Source organism: Streptomyces liangshanensis, from assembly GCF_011694815.1.
GTDB lineage: Bacteria > Actinomycetota > Actinomycetes > Streptomycetales > Streptomycetaceae > Streptomyces > Streptomyces liangshanensis.
The window spans coordinates 3,697,660-3,722,619 of record NZ_CP050177.1 but is presented as its reverse complement, the minus strand read 5'-3'; the positions used below and the strand labels follow the sequence as shown (position 1 = coordinate 3,722,619).

26 protein-coding genes are annotated in these 24,960 nt (G+C 73.0%); 11 read left to right on the top strand and 15 right to left on the bottom strand.

What is annotated here, in order from left to right:
- Positions 1–5: 5 nt before the first annotated feature.
- Positions 6–1,469, bottom strand: coding sequence for a fibronectin type III domain-containing protein (locus HA039_RS34025; RefSeq protein WP_243869477.1), 1,464 nt, complete (start codon positions 1,467–1,469; stop codon positions 6–8).
- Between the two features lie 268 nt (positions 1,470–1,737).
- Here HA039_RS34025 and HA039_RS16035 point away from each other — a divergent pair, with 268 nt between their 5' ends.
- Both HA039_RS16035 and HA039_RS16030 read left to right on the top strand, forming a co-directional pair.
- Positions 1,738–3,306, top strand: coding sequence for a cryptochrome/photolyase family protein (locus tag HA039_RS16035; RefSeq protein WP_167029886.1), 1,569 nt, complete (start codon positions 1,738–1,740; stop codon positions 3,304–3,306).
- Positions 3,307–3,374: 68 nt separating this feature from the next.
- A complete protein-coding gene (locus tag HA039_RS16030) occupies positions 3,375–3,875 on the top strand; it encodes a YfbM family protein (RefSeq protein ID WP_243869475.1) in 501 nt (166 codons plus the stop codon).
- A gap of 319 nt (positions 3,876–4,194) precedes the next feature.
- Here the strand turns inward: HA039_RS16030 and HA039_RS16025 are convergent, their stop codons facing one another.
- Positions 4,195–5,187, bottom strand: coding sequence for a DUF4232 domain-containing protein (locus HA039_RS16025; protein WP_167029881.1), 993 nt, complete (start codon positions 5,185–5,187; stop codon positions 4,195–4,197).
- A 113-nt stretch (positions 5,188–5,300) separates the two neighbouring features.
- Complete coding sequence (locus tag HA039_RS16020; RefSeq protein ID WP_167029874.1) at positions 5,301–6,917, bottom strand: discoidin domain-containing protein; 1,617 nt, start codon at positions 6,915–6,917, stop codon at positions 5,301–5,303.
- A 344-nt stretch (positions 6,918–7,261) separates the two neighbouring features.
- Between HA039_RS16020 and HA039_RS16015 the strand changes: the two genes are divergently transcribed.
- Complete coding sequence (locus HA039_RS16015; RefSeq protein ID WP_167029871.1) at positions 7,262–8,044, top strand: polysaccharide deacetylase family protein; 783 nt, start codon at positions 7,262–7,264, stop codon at positions 8,042–8,044.
- 31 nt (positions 8,045–8,075) lie between these two features.
- Here HA039_RS16015 and HA039_RS16010 read toward each other — a convergent pair whose 3' ends face one another.
- Positions 8,076–8,864 (bottom strand): NIPSNAP family protein, encoded by a 789-nt coding sequence (locus HA039_RS16010; protein WP_167029869.1) that lies wholly within the window; start codon positions 8,862–8,864, stop codon positions 8,076–8,078.
- A gap of 121 nt (positions 8,865–8,985) precedes the next feature.
- Here HA039_RS16010 and HA039_RS16005 point away from each other — a divergent pair, with 121 nt between their 5' ends.
- The gene (locus HA039_RS16005) at positions 8,986–10,008 is read left to right on the top strand and encodes a helix-turn-helix transcriptional regulator (RefSeq protein ID WP_167029866.1); all 1,023 of its coding nucleotides are present in this window, start codon (positions 8,986–8,988) and stop codon (positions 10,006–10,008) included.
- Positions 10,002–10,715: a hypothetical protein gene (locus HA039_RS16000; RefSeq protein WP_167029863.1), complete on the top strand. Its 714-nt coding sequence runs from the start codon at positions 10,002–10,004 to the stop codon at positions 10,713–10,715. Before HA039_RS16005 ends, HA039_RS16000 begins: the two co-directional genes overlap by 7 nt.
- A gap of 25 nt (positions 10,716–10,740) precedes the next feature.
- Here the strand turns inward: HA039_RS16000 and HA039_RS15995 are convergent, their stop codons facing one another.
- Together HA039_RS15995 and HA039_RS15990 are read right to left on the bottom strand one after the other, a co-directional pair.
- Positions 10,741–11,730, bottom strand: coding sequence for a nucleotidyl transferase AbiEii/AbiGii toxin family protein (locus tag HA039_RS15995; RefSeq protein ID WP_167036888.1), 990 nt, complete (start codon positions 11,728–11,730; stop codon positions 10,741–10,743).
- A gap of 59 nt (positions 11,731–11,789) precedes the next feature.
- Positions 11,790–12,473, bottom strand: coding sequence for a hypothetical protein (locus tag HA039_RS15990; protein WP_341830023.1), 684 nt, complete (start codon positions 12,471–12,473; stop codon positions 11,790–11,792).
- A 43-nt stretch (positions 12,474–12,516) separates the two neighbouring features.
- Between HA039_RS15990 and HA039_RS34390 the strand changes: the two genes are divergently transcribed.
- The 4 genes from HA039_RS34390 to HA039_RS15970 are packed head-to-tail and all read left to right on the top strand — an operon-like array spanning position 12,517 to position 15,030.
- On the top strand, positions 12,517–13,356 hold the full coding sequence (locus tag HA039_RS34390; protein ID WP_167029857.1) for a class I SAM-dependent methyltransferase: 840 nt from the start codon (positions 12,517–12,519) through the stop codon (positions 13,354–13,356).
- On the top strand, positions 13,353–13,844 hold the full coding sequence (locus HA039_RS15980; protein ID WP_167029854.1) for a hypothetical protein: 492 nt from the start codon (positions 13,353–13,355) through the stop codon (positions 13,842–13,844). Before HA039_RS34390 ends, HA039_RS15980 begins: the two co-directional genes overlap by 4 nt.
- Before the next feature lie 53 nt (positions 13,845–13,897).
- Positions 13,898–14,362 (top strand): DUF6228 family protein, encoded by a 465-nt coding sequence (locus HA039_RS15975; RefSeq protein ID WP_341830022.1) that lies wholly within the window; start codon positions 13,898–13,900, stop codon positions 14,360–14,362.
- Positions 14,359–15,030 (top strand): hypothetical protein, encoded by a 672-nt coding sequence (locus tag HA039_RS15970; protein WP_167029851.1) that lies wholly within the window; start codon positions 14,359–14,361, stop codon positions 15,028–15,030. The genes HA039_RS15975 and HA039_RS15970 overlap by 4 nt, the downstream gene beginning before the upstream one ends.
- 5 nt (positions 15,031–15,035) lie before the next feature.
- On the opposite strand, the gene HA039_RS34385 is transcribed toward HA039_RS15970, so the two are convergent.
- The 3 genes from HA039_RS34385 to HA039_RS15960 form a co-directional block, all read right to left on the bottom strand.
- Complete coding sequence (locus HA039_RS34385; protein WP_279592839.1) at positions 15,036–15,161, bottom strand: hypothetical protein; 126 nt, start codon at positions 15,159–15,161, stop codon at positions 15,036–15,038.
- A gap of 160 nt (positions 15,162–15,321) precedes the next feature.
- Positions 15,322–15,993 carry a hypothetical protein gene (locus HA039_RS15965; RefSeq protein ID WP_167029848.1) on the bottom strand — a complete coding sequence of 224 codons (672 nt, stop codon included), beginning with the start codon at positions 15,991–15,993 and terminating at the stop codon, positions 15,322–15,324.
- A gap of 186 nt (positions 15,994–16,179) precedes the next feature.
- Positions 16,180–17,445, bottom strand: coding sequence for an APC family permease (locus HA039_RS15960; protein WP_167029845.1), 1,266 nt, complete (start codon positions 17,443–17,445; stop codon positions 16,180–16,182).
- Positions 17,446–17,609: 164 nt separating this feature from the next.
- Between HA039_RS15960 and HA039_RS15955 the strand changes: the two genes are divergently transcribed.
- Together HA039_RS15955 and HA039_RS15950 are read left to right on the top strand one after the other, a co-directional pair.
- Entirely contained in the window at positions 17,610–17,945 is a 336-nt protein-coding gene (locus HA039_RS15955) for an ArsR/SmtB family transcription factor (RefSeq protein WP_167029842.1), read from the top strand.
- Entirely contained in the window at positions 17,945–18,700 is a 756-nt protein-coding gene (locus HA039_RS15950) for a cation efflux transmembrane domain-containing protein (protein WP_167029839.1), read from the top strand. The genes HA039_RS15955 and HA039_RS15950 overlap by 1 nt, the downstream gene beginning before the upstream one ends.
- A gap of 106 nt (positions 18,701–18,806) precedes the next feature.
- Here the strand turns inward: HA039_RS15950 and HA039_RS15945 are convergent, their stop codons facing one another.
- From HA039_RS15945 to HA039_RS33585, 6 genes are read right to left on the bottom strand one after another with little or no spacing between them, the layout of a single operon-like run.
- Positions 18,807–19,655: a PIG-L family deacetylase gene (locus tag HA039_RS15945; protein ID WP_167029836.1), complete on the bottom strand. Its 849-nt coding sequence runs from the start codon at positions 19,653–19,655 to the stop codon at positions 18,807–18,809.
- A 41-nt stretch (positions 19,656–19,696) separates the two neighbouring features.
- On the bottom strand, positions 19,697–20,374 hold the full coding sequence (locus tag HA039_RS15940; RefSeq protein ID WP_167029833.1) for an SMI1/KNR4 family protein: 678 nt from the start codon (positions 20,372–20,374) through the stop codon (positions 19,697–19,699).
- 12 nt (positions 20,375–20,386) lie between these two features.
- Positions 20,387–20,986, bottom strand: coding sequence for a GTP-binding protein (locus HA039_RS15935; protein WP_167029830.1), 600 nt, complete (start codon positions 20,984–20,986; stop codon positions 20,387–20,389).
- Entirely contained in the window at positions 20,967–21,365 is a 399-nt protein-coding gene (locus HA039_RS15930) for a DUF742 domain-containing protein (protein WP_167029827.1), read from the bottom strand. The genes HA039_RS15935 and HA039_RS15930 overlap by 20 nt, the downstream gene beginning before the upstream one ends.
- Positions 21,362–21,793: a roadblock/LC7 domain-containing protein gene (locus HA039_RS15925; RefSeq protein WP_167029824.1), complete on the bottom strand. Its 432-nt coding sequence runs from the start codon at positions 21,791–21,793 to the stop codon at positions 21,362–21,364. The genes HA039_RS15930 and HA039_RS15925 overlap by 4 nt, the downstream gene beginning before the upstream one ends.
- Entirely contained in the window at positions 21,790–24,678 is a 2,889-nt protein-coding gene (locus HA039_RS33585; protein ID WP_208298626.1) for a sensor histidine kinase, read from the bottom strand. Before HA039_RS33585 ends, HA039_RS15925 begins: the two co-directional genes overlap by 4 nt.
- Positions 24,679–24,960: the final 282 nt, after the last annotated feature.

The following is a 24,960-nucleotide window of genomic DNA, read 5'->3' as shown; positions in this document are numbered from 1 at the left end:
GGGCCTCAGTCGCGTCCGGGCGTCACCGTCTCGACCGGGCTGGACGGGGAGTAGTTGCCGGCCCGGTCGTAGCTGCGGGCCCGGTACTCGTACGTCCGCCCGTCCGCCGGCAGCGGGTCGCAGACGGAGACCGTGGCGAAGGCGGAGCGCGGGTTGTACCCCTCGCGCAGCACCTGCGTCCACGCCTCCGTGCCCGCCGCACGCCGCTCGACGGCGAGGCCGTCGTAGTCCCGGAGCGGCGGCGGCGTGTACTCGGTGGCGGTCGCCTGGACCCCCTCGGCGCAGCGGCCCAGGGTCAGGGCCGGGGCGTTGCCGGGCGCGATGCCGTCGGGGATGTCGAGCCAGAGCTCGTTCGCCGCGCTCGCGTCGAGCCAGTCGGGGTTGTACGTGGTGGTCCCGCCGTCGTTGGTGGCCAGGACGCGGTAGTGCCGGGTCTCGCCGTCGGCCGTGACGGGCGCCGTCGTCCACGTGGCGCCCTTGGTGGTGCCGAGCGGGACCCAGTCGTAACGGCCCTCCACCTTGTCGTTGCCGAGGACCGTGTAGTGGTCGAAGTGCGGCTCGGTGTTGAGGGGCCACTTCAGGGTGACCTTGTGGGTCGCCTTGTCGTACACACCGGTCAGGACGCCGACGTCCGGCAGCGGCCGGACGACGGTGTCCGTGCTGCCCGACGAGGTGTTCCCCGCCTTGTCCTTGGCGCGCACCTCGTAGTAGTACGGCGTCCGGTCGTCCGGGTTCACGAAGGGATCGGTGTGGCTGCGGGCGGTGGTCGACGCGGTGACCCTCGTCCAGGTGCCGGAGCCGACCGCCCGCCGGTACAGGGAGTAACTGCCGAGGTCCATCTCCTTGTTGGCGGCCCACGAGACGGTCGTCCGGCGCGTCTTCGTGTCGTAGGCGGTCTTCACACCGGTGGGCGCGAGCGGCTTCGTCCTGTCGTACGTGGCCGAGGTCCGGGGTGCGTAGGTGTACGTGACCTTCGCGGCGCCGCTCCAGTTCACGTGGTCCACGCGCACGGTGTGCTTCCCCGGGGGGACGGCGAGGTTGAGGCCCTTGGTACGGGCGGTGTCACCGGTGTTCTTCCACAGGTCGATCTTGCGCACACCGTCCAGGTACACCCGGACGCCGTCGGTGGCGGAGGCGGAGAACGTGAAGGGGCCGCCCGAGCCGAAGTCACGCGTCACCGACCAGCGGACACCGAAGTTGTTCGACGGTATCCCGGAGGCCGGCGCGCCGGCCCACTTCTCGCCGACGGCGGTGTCGCAGTCGGTCCGCGCGGGGGTGCCGGAGAACGAGGTGTTCTTGTAGAACGTCCGCTTGTAGACGTTCGCCGGGCAGCTGACGTCGGCGGCCGCCGCCTGCGGGGCGGCGGCCAGCAGCCCGCCCACGGCGACGGCGAACAGCGCGCCGCCGGTCAGGGCGCTGCCGGTGCGGGCGGCGACGGTGCGGGCGGCGACGGATCTCTTGGGGTGCACGGGGGCCTTTCGCGCGGTGCGGTCAGGTGGTACGGGGTGGAGACCCGCGAGGCCGCGGGAAGGTTGCACGGACACGACGAGGGCCGGGCACTCCGCCCCCGCGCCACTGCCCGCCGGAGTGTCGTCGCGGGTCCGGCGGGACGACCCTGACAGCATGGACGGCGGCCGGGCGCCCGGGCGGCGCGACAGAAGGCCGGCACCCCAGCACCCCTCCAGCACACCCCCAACACCCCGCACGACAAAGGCCGCGAGAGGCGGAACGTACGTCATGACGCCCCCGCCACGCCCCCACTGGCTGTTCGGCGACCAACTCGGCCCGCACTTCCTCGACCCGCGCCACGGCGGCCCCGACCCCGGCGCTCCGGTGCTCATGATCGAGGCCCGCTCGGTCCTGCGCAGGCGCCGCTTCCACCGCGCCAAGGCGCACCTGATCCTCTCCGCGATGCGGCACCGCGCCGCCGAACTCGGCGACCGCGTCACGTACCTCCGTACCGACACCTACGCGCAGGGCCTCGCGCAGGCCGCGGAACACCGGGGAGCGGCGGCCACCCGCAACCGCCGCCACGCCGAACCAGTCGAGCGGAAAGCGCAGTTGACGGTCTGTCACCCCACCTCCCGCCGCGCCCTGGACTTCGTCGCCGCGCGGGACGACGTGGAGATCCTCCCCGCGAGGGGCTTCCTCGTGAGCCACGACCACTTCGCCGAGTGGGCCGGCCGGGGCAGCGGGAAAGGGCTGCGGCTGGAGGGCTTCTACCGCTGGGTACGGGAGCGGCACGACCTGCTCATGGACGGCGACGCGCCCGTCGGCGGCCGGTGGAACCTCGACCACGACAACCGCGAACCCCCGCCGCGCGACCGCCCCGTCCTCGACGTCCGGGGCCCCTGGCTGCCGCGCGAGGACGCCATCGACGAGGAGGTGCGCCACGACCTCGACCGCTGGGAACGCGACGGCGACGTCTCCTTCGTCGGCCGCGACGGCCCCCGGCGCTTCCCCGTCACCCGCCGCGAGGCGCTGTCCGCGCTGCGCGGGTTCGTCACCCACCGGCTCCCCGACTTCGGCCGGTACGAGGACGCCATGCTCGCCGCCGACCCGGTGATGAGCCACAGCCTGCTGTCCGTGCCCCTGAACCTCGGCCTCCTCGACCCGGCCGAATGCGTCGAGCGCGCGGAACGGGCCTACCGGGCGGGCGACGCGCCCCTCAACAGCGTCGAGGGCTTCGTCCGGCAGATCGCCGGCTGGCGCGAGTACGTGTGGCACCTGTACTGGCACTTCGGCGAGGACTACCGCCACCGCAACACACTGCGTCACACCGAACCCCTGCCGGACTGGTTCCTGGACCTCGACGCCGACGCCGTCACGGCCAACTGCCTCTCCACCGTGCTCGCGCAGGTACGGGACACCGGCTGGACCCACCACATCCCGCGCCTGATGGTCCTCGGCAGCCGCGCCCTCCAGGACGGCTGGGACCCGGCGGCGGTCACCGACTGGTTCAGCCGCTGCTTCGTCGACGGCTACGACTGGGTCATGCTCCCCAACGTCGTCGGCATGTCCCAGTACGCCGACGGCGGCCTCATGACCACCAAGCCGTACACCTCCGGCGGCGCCTATATCAACCGGATGAGCGACCTCTGCGCCCCCTGCGCGTACACGCCCACCCACCGCACCGGCGCCCGGGCCTGCCCGTACACCACCGGCTACTGGGCGTTCCTCCACCGCCACCGCTCCACGCTCGCCACCAACCCCCGCACGGCCCAGGCCGTTCGGGGCCTGGACCGCCTGAAGGACCTCCCGGAGCTGCTCGCCACCCGAACACAACAACGGGACACGCCTCCGTGATCGGTGCCCGCGCCGGGCCTGTCCGGCGGATCCTCGTGGATCGGCCGCACACGCCCTAGCCTCGGTCCATGAGCATGATCGGTGAGTACGTACGGGTGACCGCGGCCCAGCTCGACCGTGCGATCCAGGATCCCGACTGGGCGCTGGACCACGTCGAGGAGGTCCAGGACTCCGAGGAGGAGTCGGAGCCCGCGCCCGCCGGGGCGCGCCACTTCAGCACGTACAAGGCCTGGGGCCTGCTCGGCTACCTGCTGGAGCGCGCCGAGGTTCCGGTGAACGTGATCCACGGCGAGGAGACCTTCGCCGAGGGCCGCGACTGGGGCTACGGCCCGCCGCGTTGCCTGCGACCCGACCGCGTCCGCCTCGCCGCGCGCACGCTGCGCGCCACCCCGTACGAGCGGCTCGTCGCGGGCGTCGACCCCGCCGACCTGACGCGGGCCGAGGTGTATCCGCTGGGCTGGGACGAGCCGGGCGTGCTGGAGTGGGGCCGCAACTGGTACGACGGCCTGACGGACTTCTTCGAGGCAGCCGCGGCGGCGGACGAGGGGATGCTGGTCTGGCTCGACTGAGGGGGGCGGCTTCGGACAGCCGGGCTTCGGGCGGCGGGGGCTGAGGGCAGCGTGGCCGCGGTGTCGGCGGGCCCCCGCGATCGGGGTGCAGACGGGCTCCGCGACCGGGGCGCCGACCGGCCCGTACCGCCACCGGCCCCTGCCGGTACCGCTGTTGAGCGGCCCCCGGCCGCCCGAAGCCGCCGACTTCGTGGCGGCCGTGCGGGACACCTGGCTCCGGTCCGGCCGCTCCCGCCTGAACTCCTCTGGTCCGGTGGCGAGTTCGAGGTTCACCTGACGAGCGGGAGCCTCTCCCCGCGGCCGCCGTGGCTCCCTTCTGTCAGCCGGCGGCGCCCTGCCCGGGCTTCGTCTTCTGCCACGGTCCGACGCCGAGCTTGCCGGTGGTGCCGAGGTCGAGGTTCGGGGTCACGATCACCGGGTCGGTGCCGGTCTTCGCCCGGACCCGTACGTACGGCACGTTCACGGGCGTCCCGAACTGGGTGGTGTTGCGCCAGGCCAGCCCGGCGGTCGCCGACTCACCGGGGGCGAGGGTGAAGGGCTCGGGCGGCAGGTCGGATCCGAGGCCGGTGGTGATCCCGCCGGTGCCGTCGAGGATCTTCACGCCGTCGACGGGCTCGCGCCGGTCGTCCAGGAGTTCCAGCAGCGGGTAACCGTCGAGGCTGTACGGGCGCGTGCCGCAGTTGGTGAGGTGCAGGCTCACGACACGCAGTCCCATGGCCGCGTCACCCCGGTCGACGCTGACCCGGACCCCGGAGGCGGGGCAGACGCCCGGCTCGGCCGGCGCCTCGGCCGAGGGGACCGCGGTCACTTCGAGCACCTCGGCGCCGGTGATCCGTGGCGCGGAGGGCGGCATCTCCCCGGACCGGACCGTACCCCGCACGGTCTTCCCGGGGCCGACGTCGCGCACGGTCACGCTCGGGTTGTCCATGGCGCCGCCGTCCGCGCTCAGGAAGGTGAAGATGACCGTGTAGGTGAGGGCCTCCGTACCGCTGTTGGTGACCTCGTAGTCGGCGGATGGCTTCGCCGCGTCCCCGGGAAGGCTGTCGGCGGAGACGATGTAGTCGTCGGAGGGCGAGGGGGAGGGCGACGGGGAGGCCGGCGGGAGCGTCACGGAGGTGACCCGTACACCGTCCTTGCCCGGATCGTTGACCGGCGTGCGGCCCGAGGGCGCGGCGGAGCCCCCGGCGGCCGATCCGGAGCCCGCGCTCTGCGTCCCGCAGCCCGAGAGCAGCGGGGCCGCGACCACGAGGGCCACCAGAAGGGACGCGGTCGCGGCGAGGGGCGGGCGAGGACGTGCCTGTCGTCTGCTCATCCGGTCATCTTCATCAAGTCACCCGCCCCGCACGCGTGGTGGAGGTCACACTTCGAGTCACAGGGGTGTCACAAGTACCACCCCCACCACCGTCATCGCCCCCGCAACCACCGTCACGGAGTCCGCAGGTACTCCGCCAGCTTGCCCAGGAGGCGGGCCGCGCTGTCCAGGTCCTGGGCCGTGTCCGTCAGGTCGGCGGCGAGCAGCTTCTCGCGGGGCTCCCCGTCCCCGTACGCGTCGGACCCCGGGACCGGGACGGTCGTACCCCGGTATCCGGTCGGCGTCCCTCCGGCCGGCGCGTAGTAGCCGATGAAGTCGGCGGCCGTGGCCGCCGGGGCCCGGCCGGCCCCGGCGAGGAACTGGACCCGGCTGAGCTGGATCTCGTCGCCGCCCGCGTTGTCGGTGATGAGGAGCCGGTAGCGGCGGTACGGAACGGAGTTGGCGAAGGAGAAGTCCCTCGTCTCGAAGCGGCGGCCGAAGCGTTCGCCGGTCCGGGTGTCGAGCGTCGTCCACGTACCGCCGTCGTGCGAGCCCTGGAGGCGCCAGTCCCGCGGATCGCGGTCCGGGGCGTCGTTGGCGGACGTCAGGCTGTACGACGCGACCGCGGCCGGGTGCTCGAGGGTGAAGTCCAGCTCGGCGGTGTCGTCGTGCACCAGCCACTTGGTGCGGGACTTGCGCAGCAGGTTCCGCGCCACCTCCCCGCCGGCCGCGAACTCGTCGCTCGCCTCGACGTCGGTCACGGTGTCGGTGATGTCGCTCAGCTCACCGGGCGCGGGTACGGGCGCGGGCCCGCCTCCCGCCGTACGCCCGTCGGTAGCGGCAGCAGCCACGGCGGCCGTGAGGGTGATCGACGCCGCGTTCCCCCGCCGGTCGGTCCACGTCACCCGCTCCACACCGGCGCCCCGGCCGTCGTCGAGCAGGACGCGCAGCTCACCGGACGGACGCCACTCGCCGTCCCGCCCCTCCTCGGTGGAGAACCGGTACGGCGGGACGTCCGCGATCCCCTCGGGGTAGGCCCAGCGGTCGGCGAGTACGCCGCGGAGCTCGCCGATCGCCCCGTCGGCGGCCCGGTGGTGACCGTGGAACCCGGACAAGTCCTCGCGCAGGGCGATCGCCGTCTCCGCGCCGTCCGTCCCGCGCCAGGAGAGCTGCGCGGGAACCGCCCGCTCGCCCCGGTCGAGGTGGAAGAGCAGCCGTGAAGCGGCCTGCCAGACGGAGGACCCGGCCGGTCGCCGCTCCGTGTCGAACGCGAAGACCGACCGCGTACTCGCCCGGGCCGCCATGGCCCGCCGGGCGCGACCGCGGTCCTGGACGGGGTCCACGGTGACGGCGGTCAGCCGGAGCAGGCCCGGCTCGCCGGCCGGGCTGCGTATCTCCAGGAGGTTGTCGCCCGGCGTCAGCAGCTCCCCGGGAAGGGACACGACCCGGTCGCCTGCCTCGTCCTGACCGCCCCGCGCGAGGCCGTCCCCGTCGGCCCCCGGGAACACGAGCCCCTCCGCCACGGCCTTGCCGTTGAGCAGGACGTCCAGGGGAACGCCCGTCCCGAGGGTCGTCACGGTCAGAACGGCCTCGCCGATCTCCTCCCGCCCGTCCGTCGTGAAGTCGATCTTGACGTACCCGTCGGAGCCCACCGCCAGGTGCGAGGGTGCCACCCCGCACCGGTGGTACCCGACGACGGCGTTCGACAGCCGGGCGGGAGTGGTGGAGAAATCCGCGAAGACCGGTTCCATGAGCGTCCCTCAGTAAGCGAGCGGTGAGCGGGCGGAGAGCAGGAGGTGAGCGGGCGTACGCGAGAGGCCGGCCGGCCCGCGACGACGATCCGCGGGCCAACTCCCGTCCCTCGATGGCAAGAAGCTACCGGCCCCCACTGACAACGCCCGGAACCGTCACCCATCCGCCGCCCCGGCCGGCCCCTTCTGTCGCGGCCTTCCGGCGTTTGTCGCCGCCCTTGCCCGGCTCTGTCCGCGATCCGTAACACCAGGGACGTACCACGGCGTTCGTATGTCTTCATGGGTGCACACGGGGTCGGCACGGGGACCGGGCGTCGGCGGAGACATCAAGGGGCGGGGCGGACATGGCGAGGCACAAGCGCATGGGATGGCACGGCCGGGTTCTCGCGGCGGCGCTCGGGGTGACGGCGGCGGCCGTCGCCGCCTCGATGTGGACCGTGCAGGCCGCCCCCGCCGACGCCGCGCAGCCGCGGGCGCGCGCCTCGGCGCCGGCGGCCGGCGCCCAGGACCGGACGGTGGCGAAGGTCGCGGCGGAGATCGTGCACGCCTCGGACCGCGGCGACCGGGGCGTCAACATCACCATCGACGACGGCCCCGACCCGACCTGGACGCCGCAGGTGCTGCGACTGCTGAAGGACGAGGGGGTGAAGGCCACATTCTGCATGGTGGGCACCCAGGCGCGGGCGTACCCGGACCTGGTCAAGGACGTCGTGGCGGACGGGCACCGGCTGTGCAACCACACCGTCTCGCACGACACCACCATGGACACCAAGTCCGAGGCCTACCAGTCGCAGCAGATCCTGGACGCCGAACGCATGATCACCGAGGCGTCCGGCGGCGTCCGGCCGCAGTACTACCGGGCGCCGGGCGGCGCGTTCACCCCGTACAGCCGCCAGCTCGCCGCGTCGCGCGGGATGCGCCCCCTGGGCTGGAACGTCGACTCCAAGGACTTCGAACGCCCCGGCGTGGACACCATGGTCGCCACCGTCAAGACCGAGATCCCCGAGGGCCCGACGGTCCTCTTCCACGACGCGGGAGGCGACCGCTCCCAGACGGTGGCCGCCCTGCGCGAGGTGCTGCCGTGGCTGCGGCAGCAGGGGTACGTCTTCGGCTTCCCCGTACGGTAGACGCGCCTCCCCCTCCCCCCCCCGATCCCCGTCAACGGATGAGCGACCGCCCCGTGGGCACCAGCCGCAGCAGCTCGGGAGCCTCCGTCCGCGCGCGCTCGATGCCCGGCAGGATCTCGTCCCGTACGAGCGGATGGGCCATGACGTCGGCGAGGTGGCGGCGGTGGGCGCCTTCGTCCGGGTACGAGGTGAGGACCGCGACGACGTTCTCCCCGGTACGGACCGGCAGCCCCGGGAAGGTGTTGGCCGCGGGTTCGGTGGTGAGCACCGCGAAGGGCGCGGGCCCCGTCTGCGCGAGCAGCGGCACGAGACGGTCCAGGATCAGCCGGACGCCGCCGTCGTCCCCGGCTTCCCTGTCGTCCACGCCTTCCACGCCTTCCCCGGCTTCCCCGCCCGGCGGGAAGTGCCACAGCGCGGCGGCCACGAACCGGTCCGGCGCCGCGGCGCCCACCGCCGGCCGTACGGACGAGGCCGTCGCGGGACCGCGCGAGCCCGGCGCGGGCCGCAGCAGCAGGACGTTGTCGGAATCGGCCATGGTGGCGTTGGCCCGGGGCCCGTGCGCGGCCCACACCGGCCCGCCGTAGAAGGCCGAGAGGGCGTCCCGCCGGGTTTCTATGTCCGCGAACCCGCGCAGCCACACGAAGCGGTCCGGGTCGTCGAGGTCGCGGAACTGGCCGAGGACGGCCATCCCGGCCTCCTCCTGCGTCTCGACGAACTCCCGCTCGAACAACTCGATCAGCTCGTCCCGCCGACCGGGGAGCAGGGTGTACTGGCGCAGCTCGATGACGGTGGGGCGGCGGCCGGGGCCGGTTCCGGACAACGGCGGACTCCGTTCGTTCCTTGTCGTAGTGACTGCCTTGGACGGGCAGGCAGGCAGACGCTATGGCCCAGGTGTGCCAGAACCTGTCAGTGTTTCCGAGTTCCCGAAGCAGAATCCCCGTATGTCCGCTGACCGCTTGCTGTCGATGCTGCTGTTGCTCCAGACCCGTGGCCGCATGTCCGCCCGGCGCCTGGCCGAGGAGTTGGGGGTCTCGGTACGGACGGCCTACCGCGACCTGGAGCGTCTCCAGGCCACCGGGGTCCCCCTCTACGCCGAGCAGGGCCGTACCGGCGGCTATCAGCTCCTCGACGGCTACCGCACCCGCCTGACCGGGTTGAGCGAGCGCGAGGCCAGGGTGCTGTTCCTGGCCGGACTGCCGCTGCCCGCGGCGGAGTTGGGGTGGGCGGACGAAGTCGCCGCGACGCGGCTGAAGTTGCTGGCCGCGCTGCCCGAGGTCCTGCGTGAGGAGGCGACGCGGACGGACGCGGTGTTCCACCTGGACGCCCCCGGCTGGTACCGCGAGGCCGAGGCCACCCCGTACCTGCGCCTGCTCGTGGACGCGGTGCTCGGCCGGCGGGCGGTGGACGTGCGCTACCGCCGCTGGCGCGCGCCGCAGGAGGTACGGCGGCGGCTGCACCCGTACGGCCTGGTCCTCAAGTCCGGTACGTGGTACCTCGTCGCGGCGGCCGGGGGGCGGCCCGCCACGTACCGGATCACCCAGGTCCTCGACGCGGCCCTGAGCGACGAGCGCTTCGAACGCCCGGCGGACTTCGTCCTGGGCGCGTACTGGTCGCGCTACCTGGACGACTTCCGTTCGCGTCGGTACACGGGCACCGCCACCATCCGCCTGTCACCGAGGGGCCGCGAACGGCTGGCCGACAACGTCCCGCCCGAGGTGGTACGGGCCTTCGAGGACACGGCGACGGCGGTCGGCGACGACGGCTGGAGCGAGGCCGTGATCCCGACGGAGAGCACGGAACACGCGTGCGGAGAACTGCTGCGGCTCGGCGTCGACGTGGAGGTCATGGCACCGGAGGAACTGCGCGGGGCGATGACCGAGACGGTGCGGGCCCTGACCGGAAGGTACGACACCCCGGCCGCCGACGCGCCCCCACGCCCCATGCCATCATCCTCACCGTGCTGAACATCCCGGGATACGAAGGCGGCCCGCTGACCCGGGCCGATGCCTACCTGGACCACCCGCTCTTCTGGCCCCTGCACCTGGGCAGCTCCCTCCCCGGCGAGGACGCACAACGAGCCGCGTTCGGCGCCGACTGGGACGCGGCCGACGATCTTTACCGCGCGCTGGCCGCCGAGGACGAGTGGCCGGTGTTCAGCGTGCCGCTGCGCTCCGGCCACACCGTTCATGTCGTCTACCGCAACATCGAGGGCGAAGGGGGAGTGGACTACCTGATACACCACCCGGCCTGGCCCGATGCGGAAACCCTCGCCGTGGACGACGGCCACTTCATGGGGCCGGGCATGGCGTGGCCCGAACTCCTGCACGCCGCCGAACCGCCGGCGGAGCCCGCCGCCGAGACGACCGACGCCCGCCTCCTGTTGCTCTTCCCCACGCTGGGCGACGCCTGCCTCCCGGACGACGCGACCACCGCCGTAACCACCGCGCTCGCCGCTCTCACCGTGATCGAGGACCCGGCCACGGTGGCGCGCACGCTCCTGGAGAACCAGGGCCAATGGACCCCCGCACACTGGAGCTCGGTGAACGGCGTCCGAATCAACGACGGCGGACACTCCTACAGAAACCCGGCCAACCCCTTCGCCCTGCCGGGACAGCGCCTCAAGGAGATCAGCGACGCACTGTCCAACCCGAACCCGAACCCGAACCCGTAGCGGTCACCTCGGCCGTGTCCCGCGCTCACACCACCCCGTCGTCCCCGTCCTTGTCGCCGTCCCCGTCCCCGTCCCCCGGACCGTCGGCGAACGTCCGCTCCAGCGCCGCGCACAGACGCGCCACGAACTCCCCCTCCCGTCCCGCGAACCGCGGATACTCGCCGGCGAAGTGGGACCACTCGACGAACCCCAGCGCCTCGGCCACGTCCTCGCCGAGTACCCGCTCCCGCCCGTGCACCGGCCACTCCCCACCCACCCGGAACACTTCTTGCAGGAGTGTGTTCGGCAGCGCGTACCGTTCGGCCAGCAGAACGGCGTCGTAGAGGTCCTTGCCCTGCGCGTGCATGTCGTTGACCAGCCACATCACCTTCCAGGCCAGGGACAGCGCGGGCGTCGCCCCGTACAGGACCGCACCCGACGGCAGGTCGACGGGCTCGGACGGCTCGGGCAGGGACTCGCCGAAGACGAAGTCCAGTTGGATCCAGCCGCCCGGGGTCTCCGGCGCGTGCCAGGGGAGCATCATGCGGCGCCCGGGCACCCGTTCGTACGTCCAGATGTCCTCGCACACGGCCCCGGAGGCGTCGATCCGCACCCCGTCCGCCCGTCCGGCGGCCCCCGCCTCGGCCGCCGCCGCGACGCCGGCCAGCAGCGCCGAGGTCCGCTCCTCGTCCATCCGCCACGACGCGGGGACGACCACGAAGTCCAGGTCACCGGGCTCCCGGGCCTGTTCGCCGAACCACAGGGCCATCAGCACGCTGCCCCGCAGCACCAGCGACGGTGCCCACGGCGAGGCGGCCACCCCGTCCCGTACGGCGGACAGCGCCGCGGACCGGGCGGTCTGCCACGCCCGCGTCGCATCGAGCGTGGGGAAGAGGGGATCGGACGCCCGGAAGGCGTCCGGGAACTGTTTGAGCGCCGGATCGAACACCGCCTTCTGGATCGCCTCGGCGCCCATCACCCGCAGCAGGGTCCGGGGCACGTCCGACGCCAAGGGCTCCCAAGGCAGCGGGACCATGGGGCCTTGTGCGTCCCGCCACCGGGCGGCGATGTCCTCGTCGCTGTCGTGTTCCGCGTTCATGCCGACCCCAACCACCCTTCGTCCAGCTGCGGACCGCTGTCCAGCAGTACGTACTCCCGCTCCACGTGCACCACTTCGTACCTCCGAAGATCCGCGAGGAGCGCGTCCAGCACCAACTCCGCGCGCACGGAACCGCCGTCGTGGCACCGCTGGGTGACGAACCGCTCCTCCCGACCGTCCTCCCGCCGCCTGCGCGCGTTGCGCGAGACGTGGGCGCCGTGCCGTACGGCGAGAGCGACCAAGGCCTCCCGGTCGTACGCGGGGTCGAGCAGCAGCTTCACATGGTGCTCGAAGTGCCGCCCCCCGCGGCCCGCACCGGCGGCTGGCCCGTCACCTTCAGCCGCCTGTACGTCTCTGCCAGCCGCCGGCCCGTCGCCGCCAACAGCCGACACCTCGCCGCCGCCCCGCGGCACCTCGGCCGCCCACGGCGCGCACTCGACCTTCACCCGCGCCACCGCGAACCCGTCCCGGGCGAGCTGCCCCACCATGTCGTTCACGGCCGACACCTCGTCCGCGTACGACGCCCGCGACCCGCACAGCGTCAGCATCGGCTGCGAGGAGGTACGCCCCCGCGCCAACTCGATGTGCGTGAACTTCACACCACCCCGCCGCGCCGCCCACCGCTCCAGCCGGCCCAACTCGTCCCCACCGCACAGCACGGTCACATGGCTCTCGTACACCGTGACAGGATGCCGTACTCCGACCCGAGAGGATCCGGTGATCATGACGTCCGAGGTGTTCGACTACGACGCGGAGTTGAGGCTCCACAACGAGCACCTCCGCGCCGCCGCCCGCGTCGGGTCCGGCGACCAGGTGCTCGACGTCGGCTGCGGTACGGGCCTGACCACGCGCGAGGCCGCCCGGGCCGCCGTCGACGGAGGCGCGCTGGGGGTGGACGTCTCCGCGTCGATGATCGCGCAAGCGCGCCTGCTCACCGACGCGGAGGGCCCGCGCAACGCCACCTACGAGCAGGCGGACGCCCAGGTGCACGGCTTCGCGCCGGCCCGTTTCGACGTCTGTATCAGCAGGTTCGGAACGATGTTCTTCGCCGACCCGGTCGCCGCGTTCACCAACATCGGGCGGGCGCTGCGCCCCGGGGCGCGCATGGTGCTGCTGGTGTGGCAGGCCCGCGACCGCAACGAATGGGCCGCAGCAATCCGAGAAACCCTGCTCCCCAACCCTTCCACCCCCACCCCCACCCCCACCCCCACCCCCACCCCCACCCCCACCCCCACTCCCACCCTCACCCCGAACGCGTTCTCACTCGCGGACCCGAGCGCCACGGCGGCCATCCTGACGACGGCGGGCTTCACGGACATCGACTTCACGGACGTGCACGAACCCGTCCACTACGGCCCCGACGCCGACACCGCCCTGGACAACGTGCTCCGCCTCCTCAAGTTCGAGGACCTGCTCACCCCCCTCGCCCCCGCCACGGCCGACCGAGCCCGCGCCCGCCTGCACACCACCCTCGCCGCCCACGACACCGGCAACGGCGTGCACTTCGACTCACGCGCCTGGCTCATCACAGCCCGCACAAGGAGCACAGAGGCAGGGCCATGAGGAGCGAACCGGATCTACTGACCCTGCTCCGCGAGCTGGACGACCCGCAGTGGGCCGAGCGGCCGCAAGGCTACGACCGCAACGCGACCGCCGCCCTGTTCGGACGCCTGGTGGCCCGGCTCGACGACGACTTCACGACCCGCTGTCCCGCAGAGCAGGACACCCAGGACTCCAGTGAGTACGGACGGGTGGTCGTACCCGCCGGGGCGACGGTGTGCGGGACCCGAATCGTCGTCTGCGTCAGCAAGTTCGGGTCCTTGGCCCTCATCACGGCGGACAACCCCGGCGCCTTCCTCGGCACGGCCGAGGCCCAGGCGGAAGGAGAGCTGGCGGCCGACGATCTCGCCAAGGTCGACCAGGCGTTGGCGGATCTCGCGTACGTGGTGGTCCCCGAAGAACTACTGGTGACCGACTACACCGGCCCCACTCGGTTTCCCGTCATCTCGTATCAGTCAACCTGGTGGCAGCGCTTCTTCGGGTACTTCTGACTTCCTCGGAGTCCGCCTCGTCGCGTGATGTGCCCGTGTTCTAGCCTGCGCGGGTGAGAGATGAGGAAGGCGCCGAGGGCCGCCCGCAGGTGAGCGTCGGCGGCGGCCGCTCCGGCGCCGTCCGGGTCTCCCTGTCCGAACCGACGCGGCCGTTCCCCGAGGACGCGGACGACCCGATGCTCGACTTCGTGGTCCGTGCGCGGGGTGAGTGGGTGAGCGTCGAGGTGTCGGTACGGACGATGTACGGCGACGGCCTCGACGGGTTCCTCGCGAAGTTGGCCGAGGGCTTACGGGGGTGGGACGGGTCTCGTACGTGGCGCTCCCTCGAACGGGACCTGACGCTGTCGGCCACGCACGGCTCCGGCGGTTACGTCCGGCTCACCTGGGGGCTTCACGGCGGACCCGCGTCCGACAACGGATGGCGTTTCGAGGCGACGACGGTCCACGCGGCGGGGGAGGACATGCGGCGTCTGGCCGCTGAGGTCGGGGTGTTCCTGAGGGGTGGTGGTCGTACGTGACGCCGCGGCCTCCGGTCGAGCGCGACGCCCCGGTGGCCACCCCCGTACCCGCCCCGTCGATCCGGCGGATCTTTCGGGACGTCGTGGCGGACCGCCTGCCGGACCGGCGGCCACCGCAGGCGGCGCTGCTGTTCGGCCCTGCGGACGACCCGTACCGGGACGACGACGGGGGCTTCCTCGCCGACTTCTTCAGCGAGATCCTTCATCAGGACACGTGCCTGCCGGGCACCGCCGACGGCGTGCCCCTGCTCGCGGCCTTGGCCGTCGACGACCGCGTGCCCGCCCGTCACCGGTTCACCGTCGTGGACCTGCTGTTCAGGACCGCCACGGTCACGGACCGCCATCGTGCCGAGAGTTGGCCGGCCGCTCCGCGGCATGCCGACCCCGGCAGCGAGGCCCGCGCCCGGAGCGCGGTGCGAGTCCACACGCCGGCCCTGCTGGCCCGATGGGAAGCCGAGTGCCCGGCAGTCCAACTGGCCCTCGCCGGGTTGTCGGTGGCCCTTCCCACGCCCCGTACCCTCGACGCCACCGAGAACCTCACAGCCGCCCGCCGGCCAGCCACACCACGAGGAGCCCCGCCACGGGCGCGAGCCCTCCACCTGCTCGGCCAGATGCTGACCGCCACCGGACAAGCCCTCGCACCCACCAAGTCGTCCCGGGCGAGGTGACGTTGTCACGAGGCGGCGCGGTCCCGGGGGAGGTCGAGGATGGCGTCGATGACTGCGGACCACAGGCCGCAGGCCCGGAAGAAGGTCCGCACCGGCTTCTCGAAGCAGAACGCGTCCCGCAAACGCGCCATGTTCGCGTGGACAGGTGGGGGGAGCGGCGCCTCCACCGTCCTCAATCAGTCCGGCGAGAGCGAGGGCGAACCTGGACGGTTCGCGTACGGCCCAGGTACGCGCCGCGAGCACCGCGAAGGTGACCAGGAAGTTGAGCCCCGCCCGAGCCGCGCCCCGCGGCTACTCCGGGAGGCAGATTTGGTGCAGTTCGCCGGCGAAGGCGTTGCGGGCGTGGGTGCGCATGCGGGGGCCGTACGTCGCGTCCTCGGCCAGTGACGAGTAGCCGCCCTCCCGGCGGGAGATGACGCCGGCCGTGTCCGCGAGGTGGACGTCCAGGCCCGGGTACATCAACTCGACGCACGGCAGGTCGTCCACGTCCAGGGCGAAGACCGGGTACTCGCCGTACTCGTCGGCCTCGCCCGTGGCCAGGACCCGCCGGGAATCGGACCCCCCGGGGAGCAGGAAGCACTCGTCGAAGCGGGCCGACAGCGTGTCGAACCCCGCACCCCACCCGTCGCCGAACTCGTCGCGCGCGAGCCGTCCGAGGGTACGCGGGGTGAAACGCAGGCCCGCGTCGAACCAGCCGTACCTGCGCAGGAGACCGGCGTCGAACGCCAGCCACCGGCGCAGGCTGGGCGGCAACGGGCGTCCGCTCGGGAACACCATCGCGGCCAGTGTGTCGCCGGGCACCGGCTCCGCCACCGCGCCGATCCACGGCCCCGCCCACTTGTTGTGGTCCAGGACCAGCCGGTGCGGGTCCGCCTCGACGGAGGCGATGGCGCGCTCGGTGAGGCGCGTGCCGTGGGCGTCAGCGGGATTGGGGGGATTGAGGGGGTTGGAGGGAAGGGGCATAGATGGGTTGTCCTGTTCGGCCGGGTGCTGTGCTTGCGGACGCTCGGTCGGCGCGAGGCTATCGCCGGGTACTGACAGGGACGCGCGAGTCGCCGACCGGCCGGATCGCGAGCGGGCGGCGGGCGGACCACGGCCGGACCGTGGGCGGGCCGCTTTCGTGGGCGAAGTCCGGATGGTTGGTCAGCGTCAGTCGGCCGTACGTGCCCTCCGTACCCCGTACACACCCGCCCCGACCGCCAGCACCGCCGCCCCTGCGAGGACGGAGTCCAGCGGCAGGGCGAGGGCGAGGGCCGCGCAGCCGGCCAGGCCGACGACGGGGACCGCCCGTGGCGGGCGGCCCTCGGACGGGGAGAGCGTGCGCGCGGCGGCGTTGGCGATCGCGTAGTAGGCCAGGACGCCGAAGGAGGAGAAGCCGATCGCGCCGCGCAGGTCGGCGGTGGCCGCGGCGACGGCGACGACCGCGCCGACGGCGATCTCGGCGTGGTGCGGTACGCCGAAGCGCGGATGGACGGCGGCCAGGGTGCGGGGCAGGTGCCCGTCGCGGGCCATGGCGAGCGTGGTACGGGACACGCCGAGGATCAGCGCGAGCAGGGAGCCGAGGGCCGCGACGGCGGCGCCGACGCGTACGACGGGGGCGAGGGCGGGCGCGCCGGCCGCCCGTACGGCCTCCGTGAGCGGTTCGGTGGCGTGCGCGAGCCGGTCGGGCCCGAGCACCGCGAGGACCGCGACCGCCACGCAGGCGTAGACGACGAGGGTGATGCCCAGGGCGAGGGGGATCGCGCGGGGGATGGTACGGGCCGGGTCGCGGACCTCCTCGCCGAGCGTGGCGATCCGGGCGTAGCCGGCGAACGCGAAGAACAGCAGCCCGGCCGCCTGGAGGACGCCGCCCGCCGTGGCGTCCGTACCGATGTCCAGGCGGGCGGCCTGGGCGGTCCCGCCGGTCAGGCAGGCCACGACCACTGCGGCGAGCACCGCCAGCACCACCGCGACGACGACGCGCGTCAGCCGCGCGCTCTTCCGCACGCCGGTGTAGCTGAGCGCCGTCAGCGCCACCACGGCGGCCACCGCGACCTCGTGGGCCCGGCCGGGCCAGGCGTACGTGCCCACGGTCAGGGCCATGGCAGCGCAGGAGGCGGTCTTGCCGACGACGAACGCCCAGCCGGCGACGTAACCCCAGAAGGGCCCGAGGCGTTCGCGGCCGTAGACGTAGGTGCCGCCGGAGGCCGGGTGGCGGGCGGCCAGCCGGGCCGAGGACGTGGCGTTGCAGTAGGCGACGACGGCGGCGAGGGCCAGCCCGGGCAGCAGACCCGACCCGGCGGCGCGGGCGGCCGGCGCGAGCGCGGCGAAGACACCGGCCCCGATCATCGACCCGAGACCGATCAGTACCGCGTCGGACAGCCCCAGGCGCCGCTTCAACTCCCCGCCCGCGCCCGGGTTCCTGACTCCGTCCATCGCCCACTCCTTCGCAGCGGCTCACGACCGCGTCCCGCGTCCTCGGGCAACAGCCGTCGCGGGACTCCGGCGCACCGTACCCAAGCAAGGTGTCCGGCCGGGGTCCGGCCGGGGTGAACGATCCATGCTTCTGTGAATTCAGGATCTGCTGTACTGTCATACGGGTGCTGACTCTTGCCCCTGACATCGAGGTGCTGGCGCGGTTCGGCCGCGCCCTCGCCGACCCGATCCGCTGCCGCATCCTTCTCGTCCTGCGCGAGGCGCCGGCCTACCCCTCCGACCTCGCCGACACCCTCGGCGTCTCCCGGACCCGGCTCTCCAACCACCTGGCCTGCCTGCGCGACTGCGGCCTCGTCGTCACCGTGCCCGACGGGCGCCGCACCCGCTACGAGCTGGCCGACCCCCGCCTCGGCCAGGCCCTGGAGCACCTGCTCGCCGCGGTGGTGGCCGTCGAGTCGGACCGGACCTGCGCGGACGCGGCCACGGGGGAGTGCTGCTGATGGCCACCGTGTCCCTCGGGCCGGGGACGGCCCGCCGCGATGTCCTGACCCGGCGCATACGGCTGTTGGTCGCCGCGACGATCACCTACAACGCGATCGAGGCGGTCGTCGCGATCACCGCCGGGACGATGGCCTCGTCCACCGCGCTGATCGGCTTCGGCCTGGACTCCGTCATCGAGGTCTCCTCGGCGGCGGCGGTCGCCTGGCAGTTCTCCGCCCGCGAGCACGCCGTACGGGAAGCCCGCGAGGCGACCACCCTGCGGATCATCGCCCTGTCCTTCTTCGCCCTGGCCGCCTACGTCGGCGTCGACGCCGTACGGACTCTGACCGGCACCGGCGAGGCCGACCGCTCGCTCCCCGGCATCGCGATCGCCGCGCTGTCCCTGGCGGTGATGCCGTTCCTCTCCGCGGCCCAGCGCGCGGCCGGCCGCGAACTCGGCTCCGCCTCGGCCGTCGCCGACTCCCGGCAGACGCTGCTCTGCACGTACCTCTCGGGCGTCCTGCTGACCGGCCTGGTGCTGAACGCCGCCCTCGGCTGGTCCTGGGCCGACCCGGTCGCGGCCCTCGCCATCGCGGTCGTGGCGGTGAAGGAGGGGCGTGACGCGTGGCGGGGGAAGGGCTGCTGCGCGCCGTCCTCCGCCGACTTCGGTACGGGGCCCGCGTCCGCCCCCGCCGACCTCCGTACGGTCGTCACGCCCCCGGCCGGCGAGGCGGACACCCCCCGCGCCGCCTCCGCCTGCACCTGCTGCGGCTGACCGACCCGCGTCAGCGCCGTCGGCGAAAGTCCCGACGCGGGCCGCCCCCCGGCCGCCCCCCGCCGGGACCCGCTCGGACCCCCCGGGACTCCCCCGAACAAGCAGGTCAGCGCAGCCCGGCGAAGAGATCGTTCTCGGGCAGCGCCGCGCCCGTCGTGTCCTTGACCCGTACGAACGTCTCCATGCCCATCAGGCCGCCGAACCGCTCTCTCCCCATCTTGAGGAAGAAGATGTTCTCGCCCTGACTGGCATGCGCCGCCAGCGCGTCGAACTTCTGGTCACTGAACGCGGTCGCGTCCACCCACGTGGTGATCTCGTCGTCGGGAAGGCCGATCTCGAACGCCGGGCTGGCCTCGTCGGGATCCGGCTCCGGCATCTCCTCGCCGAACTCGCGGAGCGTCTCGCCGAACCGCCGCATCGCCGACCGGGGCATGGTCGTCCAGTACACCTTGGGGGTGAGCGGGGTGGGCTCCGCCTCGATCATCTCCAGCGCCGCCATCGTGATGCGGTGGGCCTGGATGTGGTCGGGGTGCCCGTAGAAGCCGTTCTCGTCGTACGTGACGACCACATCCGGCCGGTAGAGCCGCATCAGCTCCGCCAGCCGGGCGGCGCCCACCTCCACGGGGGTCCGCCAGAACGCCCCGGGAGCGTCGTTGGTGGCCCAGCCCATCATCCCGGAGTCGGCGTAGTCCAGCATCTCCAGATCGCTGATCTTCAGGACGTCACAGCTCGCGGCGAGTTCGTCCCGGCGCATCGCGGCGACGGCCGCCGGATCGTGCCCGGGATCGCCCGGTTTGACACCCCCGGGTCCGTCGCCGCAACCGCCGTCGGTACAGGTGACGAGTACCGTACGGATGCCTTCCGCCGCGTATCGCGCGAGGACCCCTCCGGTTCCGGTGGCTTCGTCGTCGGGGTGGGCGTGCACGGCCATGAGCGTCAAGGGTCGGTCAGTCATGGGACCCATTCTCCTTCACCCGCGCGTGGCGCCGGGCTGCGCTACGTCGCGGTCGGCCGAACCCCCGCGAGATCCCGCTCGGTACGCTCCAGCCAACTCCGGTACCAGTCACCGAAGTTGTGCCCGGTCGGCACGATCCCCCGGTCCATCGGCCGCAGGTCCTCCCAGATGGCACCTCGGTGCGGCCCCGTCATCACCATCAGTGACGAGTAGCCGCATCCCTGCTCGCTGAGGAACACCGCGCCCGCCTCCTGCGCGTCGTACAGCTCCTCGTAGCGCGCGTCCCAGGCCGCGTACGCGCGCCGGAACTCCTCCTCCGACGCGTAGGCGTCCTCCCCGGGCTCCCGCGCCTCCAGTGCGGCGAGCTCACCCGCCAGTGCCTCCGCCACGAAGGGCCGTCCGGCGAACTCGGCGGTGGTCGGCGCGGCGGAGAAGCCGAGCCCGGTGCCGCGCCACTGCCACCCGCCGTCGCCCGGGGTCGGCGTCATCAGGCCGTAGTCGGGGCCGGCGCCGCCTCCCCCGACGTGGAGCAGGAAGGCGCGGTACGACGCGGGCAGCCCCACGCCCAGGTCCGCCTCCAGCGACCGGAGTTGTACCTCGTCCATGACCGGACCGAGGCGGAAGCCGTGCCCCCGCGCCCCGAACACCTGGTCCGCGCCGGGGCGTTCGGCGAGCCCGAGCACCCGGTCCCGTACGCCCGCCCATGTGCTCGTACTCATGGCCCCCAACTCCTAGACGGACGACGTCGACTGACTGGCCATCAGGTGGTCCACGAGCGCCAGCAGTACGTCGCGCCCCGCCCCGCGGTCGCGGGCGTCGCAGAGCAGCAGCGGGACCTGGGGGTCCAGGGCGAGCGCCGCGCGGATCTCCTCCGCGCTCCGGTCCCGTACCCCGTGGAAGCAGTTGACGCCGACGACGAACGGGATGCCGCGGCTCTCGAAGAAGTCGATCGAGGCGAAGCTGACGTCCAGCCGCCGGGTGTCGACCAGGACCACGGCCCCCATCGCCCCGTTGACCAGGTCGTTCCACATGAACCAGAAGCGCTCCTGCCCGGGGGTGCCGAACAGGAAGACCACGAGGTCGTCGCTGATGGTGATCCGCCCGAAGTCGAGGGCGACGGTGGTGGTGAACTTGCTGTTCAGACCCTCCAGGTCGTCCACGCCCACGCTGGCCAGGGTCAGGTACTCCTCGGTGTGCAGCGGGGCGACCTCGCTCACCGCGCCGACCAGGGTCGTCTTGCCGACGCCGAACCCGCCGGCGACGAGGATCTTCACCGCCAGGGGAGCGGCGTCCGTACGCCCCGCCGCGTGCTCAGAGCTGGCGTAGTCCATCTCTCACCGCCTCAAGGATTGTCATGTCGGGAAGGCCGCCCGGCCGGGTGAACGGCCGCGGCGCACGGGCCCACATCTGCCCGGAGTCGACCAGATCGCCGATGAGGATCTTGGTCAGCGACACCGGGAGGCCCAGTTCGGCGGCGACTTCCACCACCGCCTTGGGCTCCCGGCACATCGCGAGGATCGTGCGGTGCTCCGGCTGCATCCGCCGCGCCGCGAGCGCCCCCCGGGGGGTGATGTCGGGCACGGTCGTCAACAGCGTGATCAGTGTCAGGTCCGCCCGCTCCGGGGCGGTGCGGCCGCTGGTGATCGTGTACGGACGGACCAGTTGCTCGTCGTCGTCATCGTCGTCGAACCCCTCGGCCCAGTGCCTCATCCGGCCCGCCCGGCGTCGTCGGACGCCGGGGTGCGCGCGTCGGTGCCCAGCCGCTGGCCGACCTGCTGGACCAGGGTGTGCATCGCGACGCTCATCAGCTCGGCGTCGACATCCTGGGAGGCGATCACCGCCAGGTGGGTGCCGTGGCCGGCGGATATCACGAACAGCCAGAGGCCGGCCATCTCGACGATGACCTGGTGCACCGGTCCGCCGCCGAAGAGCTGCCCGGCGCCGCGGGCAAGGCTCTGCTGGCCGGTGGCGATCGCGGCGAGCCGCTCGGCGTCCGACCGGTCGATGGTCCGCGAGCGACTGATCGCGAGGCCGTCGTCGGACAGCAGGATGGCGTACCGGGTGCCCGTGACCTGATCGACCAGGCCGTCCAGGAGCCAGTCCAGGTCCAAGTCGGTGGCCGTCGTTCGCTGCGTCATTCTCGATCATCCGTCCTAGGAGAGCCGGGCCAGTCGGGCGCGGTGAGCCCGTCACCGTAGCCGTTGCCGACACCATTGCCATCGCCGCCGCCATCGCCACTGCCGGCGCCGCCACTGGCATCGCCGTTGCCGTAGCCGTAGTTGTAGCCGTTGGTGTGATCGTTGCCGTAACCGGGGGCGTAAACAGGGGGGTAACCGCGGCTGTCACGGACACGCTCACCGAAGGGCTCGTAGGTGTCACCGGGGGCGTCCCCCTGGACGTTGCCCTGGGCGTCACCACGACCGTCGCCGCCGGAGCCCCCCGCCGTACCGCCGCTGTCCGGGTGGTCGCCGCCCGGGGTCATCCGGGCCAGCCGGGACTGCCTCTGGAACGCGCCGATCGTCGCCCCGGACCGGCCGGACCGGTCGGGGGCCGTCCACAGGTCGGGCTCGTCCGGCTTCTTCGGTTCCGCCGGGAGCCGCAGCTCGGGCGCCAAGCTGGCCTGGCGGACCCGCTGGGGCAGCGGTTTCGCCTCGGCCGGCGGAGGCGTCGGTACGTCGCCGTCCGGCGGCCGGAAGGCGGAGGCGGTGACGTTCGCCATCGCGCGTCCCCGGGAGCGGAAGGGCAACTGCCCGTCGTCGGGCGGCACTTGCGCCGCCCCGACACCTCCGTCGTACGGCGCCCGCGCCCCGGTACTCCCGTCGTGACTCCCGTCGTACGGCTGCGACGTCGGCCCGCCCGCGACACTCCCGTCGTACGGCTGCGGCCTCGACCCGCCCCCGACAGCAGGCCCGAACCCGGCCCCCGCCCCGGCCCCGGCCCCGACCTCGGCCCCGACCTCGGCCCCGAACCCGGCCCCGGCCTCGGCCCCGAAACCGCTCCCGACAGCAGGCCCGAACCCGGCACCCGCCCCGCCCGCGACCGAGCCTCCGCCCGCGACAGAGCTTCCGACAGCCGACCCACCCCCACCCCGGAGCGGCATCCCCTCCGAGGGAAGCACGCCCGACCGAGGCTCCGTACCCGTACCCGCCCCGGCACCCACACCCGCACCCGCCGGCTCCACCACCACCTGCTCCGGCAGCAGCACGATCACCCGCGTGCCGCCGAAGGCGGACGGCCGCAGCTCCACCCGCAGGCCCAGACCCGCCGACAGCCGCGCGACCACGTACAGGCCGAGCCGTACGTCGTCGGCCTGCGTCATCACGTCGAGCTGCGGCGGCGCCTCCATCAGCGCGTTGGCGGCCGCGTACTGCTCGGGATCCATCCCCAGCCCGCGGTCCTCGATCTCGATCGCGATGCCCCGGCCGACCACCGCGGCCCGCACCTCGACCGGCGTCGGCGGCTTGGAGAAGGCGGCCGCGTTCTCCATGAGCTCCGCCAGGATGTGCACGAGCGCGCCCACCGCCCGCTGGTGCACCCAGGGCTCGTTCTCGACGTCGATCGCGATCCGGCGGTAGTCCTGCACCTCACCCTGCGCGGCGCGCAGCACGTCGAGCAGTTGGACCGGCTTGTGCCAGCGGCGCTGCGGCTGGCCGCCGCCGAGGATGACCAGGTTCTCCTCGTAGCGCCGCAGCCGGGCGGTGAGGTGGTCCAGGTCGAACAGGCCGTTCAGCACGTCCGGGTCGTCGTGGGTGCGCTCCAGCTCGTCCAGCTTGCGCAGTTGGAGGCCGATGAGTATCTGGGTGCGGCGGGCGATCCGCTGGAGCAGGCGCTCGAAGCCGCGGTGCTGTTCGGCCTGGCGAACGGCGGTGGCGACGGCGCTGCGGCTGGCCGCGTTCAGGGCCCGCCCCAGCTCGCCGAGTTCGTCGGGGGTGGGTTCGACGAGCCGGACCTCGCGGTCCACGTCGACGTTCTCGCCGCGCTCCAGCCGGGACACCACGTCGGGCAGGCGCTGTTGGAGTCCGACGGCGTCCTCGCGCAGCGCGTGGATGCGCCGGCGCAGGGTGACGGTGAGGCGCCAGCTGGTGAGGATGACCAGGATCACGGCGAGCAGGCCGACGGCGCTGATGATGACCAGGGTCCGCTGGAGCTCGTTGACGCTGTCGGCGGAGACCTTGTTGAGGTGCGTGGACCGTACGAGGGCCAGGTCGAGCAGCCGCGGGTAGTTGGCGTCCACCGAGCCGCGCCACTGGTTGTGGATCTTGCCGAGCACCAGCTCGCCCTGCGAGTGGTGGGGACCGGCGACGACGATCTGTTCTTCCAGGTCGTGCTGGACCGCCCAGGACTTGGCGGCCGTCAGCTTCTTGTACGTGTCGCGTTCGGCGCCGGTGAGGCTGAGGGCCACGCGCTGGAGCAGGTAGTCCTGCGCGCCGACGGCGTCGACGAACGCGTCGTACTCGTCGACCTTCAGGTGCCCGGTCCGCCAGTCGCGGCCGAGGAGGGCGTCCTCGCGTCCGATCATGTCGATGGCGCTGTAGAGGTCGACCATCGTGTGCGCCAGCAGGGCCGCGGCGGCGTTGCTGCTGCGGCCGAGGGCGGTGAAGACGGTGATCAGCGAGTCGACCGTACCGCTGTAGAAGTCGTACGACGCCGTGTCGCCGGCGGACCCGGAGTCGACCGCCTTGCGCTGGGCGGGGAGGCGGTCGAGGTCGCCCAGGGTGGCGGCGAGGGCGGCGCTGAGTCCCTGCTGCCCGTGCGAGGTGCTCTCGGCCGCCACCGGCCGGAAGCCGGTCACGGCCCGGTCGGTCACGGCCCGCGCGGCGGCCAGCTTGTCGCGGGTGGAGGCGCCGGGATCGGACCGCGCCTCCGCGGTGAGCCGCCGCTCCTCCTCCAGGGACCGGAAGAGAACCGACGAGGGCCGGCTCAGCGAGGCGGTGAGGTCGCTCTCGCTCTTCTCCGACTGCCAGCGGGTGGCGAGCTGATACGTGGTCAGTCCCCACAGGGGCGCGAGCGCGAGGCTCGGCACCACGACAAGGATGACCAGAACGGTACGCAGAGGCAGTCGGCGAAACCCGCCCCGCGCCGTAACCGGCTCCGCGCTGTGGGTGGTTGTCGCGGAGGCGGCGGTGGCGGCGGCGTCCGACGGCCGGTCCCCGACGACCACGCCTCGGCCCCGCCTGCCCCCGAACCTACCCAATCCGGTCACTTTAGGGATGCTCCCCTCACCGCTCAGCGCCTCTATGAGGAAAAATCGCCAAAGTTCGGCGACTTGTGGCCGATAGTAGCCACATACACCGACCCCCGTAAC

Coding starts and splice junctions, on each gene's coding strand:
- HA039_RS15965 (WP_167029848.1), bottom strand. CDS start 15,993: ATGCCCCTTCCCTCCAACCCCCTCAATCCCCCCAATCCCGCTGACGCC.
- HA039_RS15935 (WP_167029830.1), bottom strand. CDS start 20,986: ATGGACTACGCCAGCTCTGAGCACGCGGCGGGGCGTACGGACGCCGCT.
- HA039_RS16025 (WP_167029881.1), bottom strand. CDS start 5,187: ATGAGCAGACGACAGGCACGTCCTCGCCCGCCCCTCGCCGCGACCGCG.
- HA039_RS15980 (WP_167029854.1), top strand. CDS start 13,353: ATGAGGAGCGAACCGGATCTACTGACCCTGCTCCGCGAGCTGGACGAC.
- HA039_RS34390 (WP_167029857.1), top strand. CDS start 12,517: ATGACGTCCGAGGTGTTCGACTACGACGCGGAGTTGAGGCTCCACAAC.
- HA039_RS15930 (WP_167029827.1), bottom strand. CDS start 21,365: ATGAGGCACTGGGCCGAGGGGTTCGACGACGATGACGACGACGAGCAA.
- HA039_RS16035 (WP_167029886.1), top strand. CDS start 1,738: ATGACGCCCCCGCCACGCCCCCACTGGCTGTTCGGCGACCAACTCGGC.
- HA039_RS15940 (WP_167029833.1), bottom strand. CDS start 20,374: ATGAGTACGAGCACATGGGCGGGCGTACGGGACCGGGTGCTCGGGCTC.
- HA039_RS15945 (WP_167029836.1), bottom strand. CDS start 19,655: ATGACTGACCGACCCTTGACGCTCATGGCCGTGCACGCCCACCCCGAC.
- HA039_RS15995 (WP_167036888.1), bottom strand. CDS start 11,730: ATGGTCCCGCTGCCTTGGGAGCCCTTGGCGTCGGACGTGCCCCGGACC.
- HA039_RS15960 (WP_167029845.1), bottom strand. CDS start 17,445: ATGGACGGAGTCAGGAACCCGGGCGCGGGCGGGGAGTTGAAGCGGCGC.
- HA039_RS34385 (WP_279592839.1), bottom strand. CDS start 15,161: ATGGCGCGTTTGCGGGACGCGTTCTGCTTCGAGAAGCCGGTGCGGACC.
- HA039_RS15950 (WP_167029839.1), top strand. CDS start 17,945: ATGGCCACCGTGTCCCTCGGGCCGGGGACGGCCCGCCGCGATGTCCTG.
- HA039_RS15925 (WP_167029824.1), bottom strand. CDS start 21,793: ATGACGCAGCGAACGACGGCCACCGACTTGGACCTGGACTGGCTCCTG.
- HA039_RS16020 (WP_167029874.1), bottom strand. CDS start 6,917: ATGGAACCGGTCTTCGCGGATTTCTCCACCACTCCCGCCCGGCTGTCG.
- HA039_RS16005 (WP_167029866.1), top strand. CDS start 8,986: ATGTCCGCTGACCGCTTGCTGTCGATGCTGCTGTTGCTCCAGACCCGT.
- HA039_RS16015 (WP_167029871.1), top strand. CDS start 7,262: ATGGCGAGGCACAAGCGCATGGGATGGCACGGCCGGGTTCTCGCGGCG.
- HA039_RS16030 (WP_243869475.1), top strand. CDS start 3,375: ATGAGCATGATCGGTGAGTACGTACGGGTGACCGCGGCCCAGCTCGAC.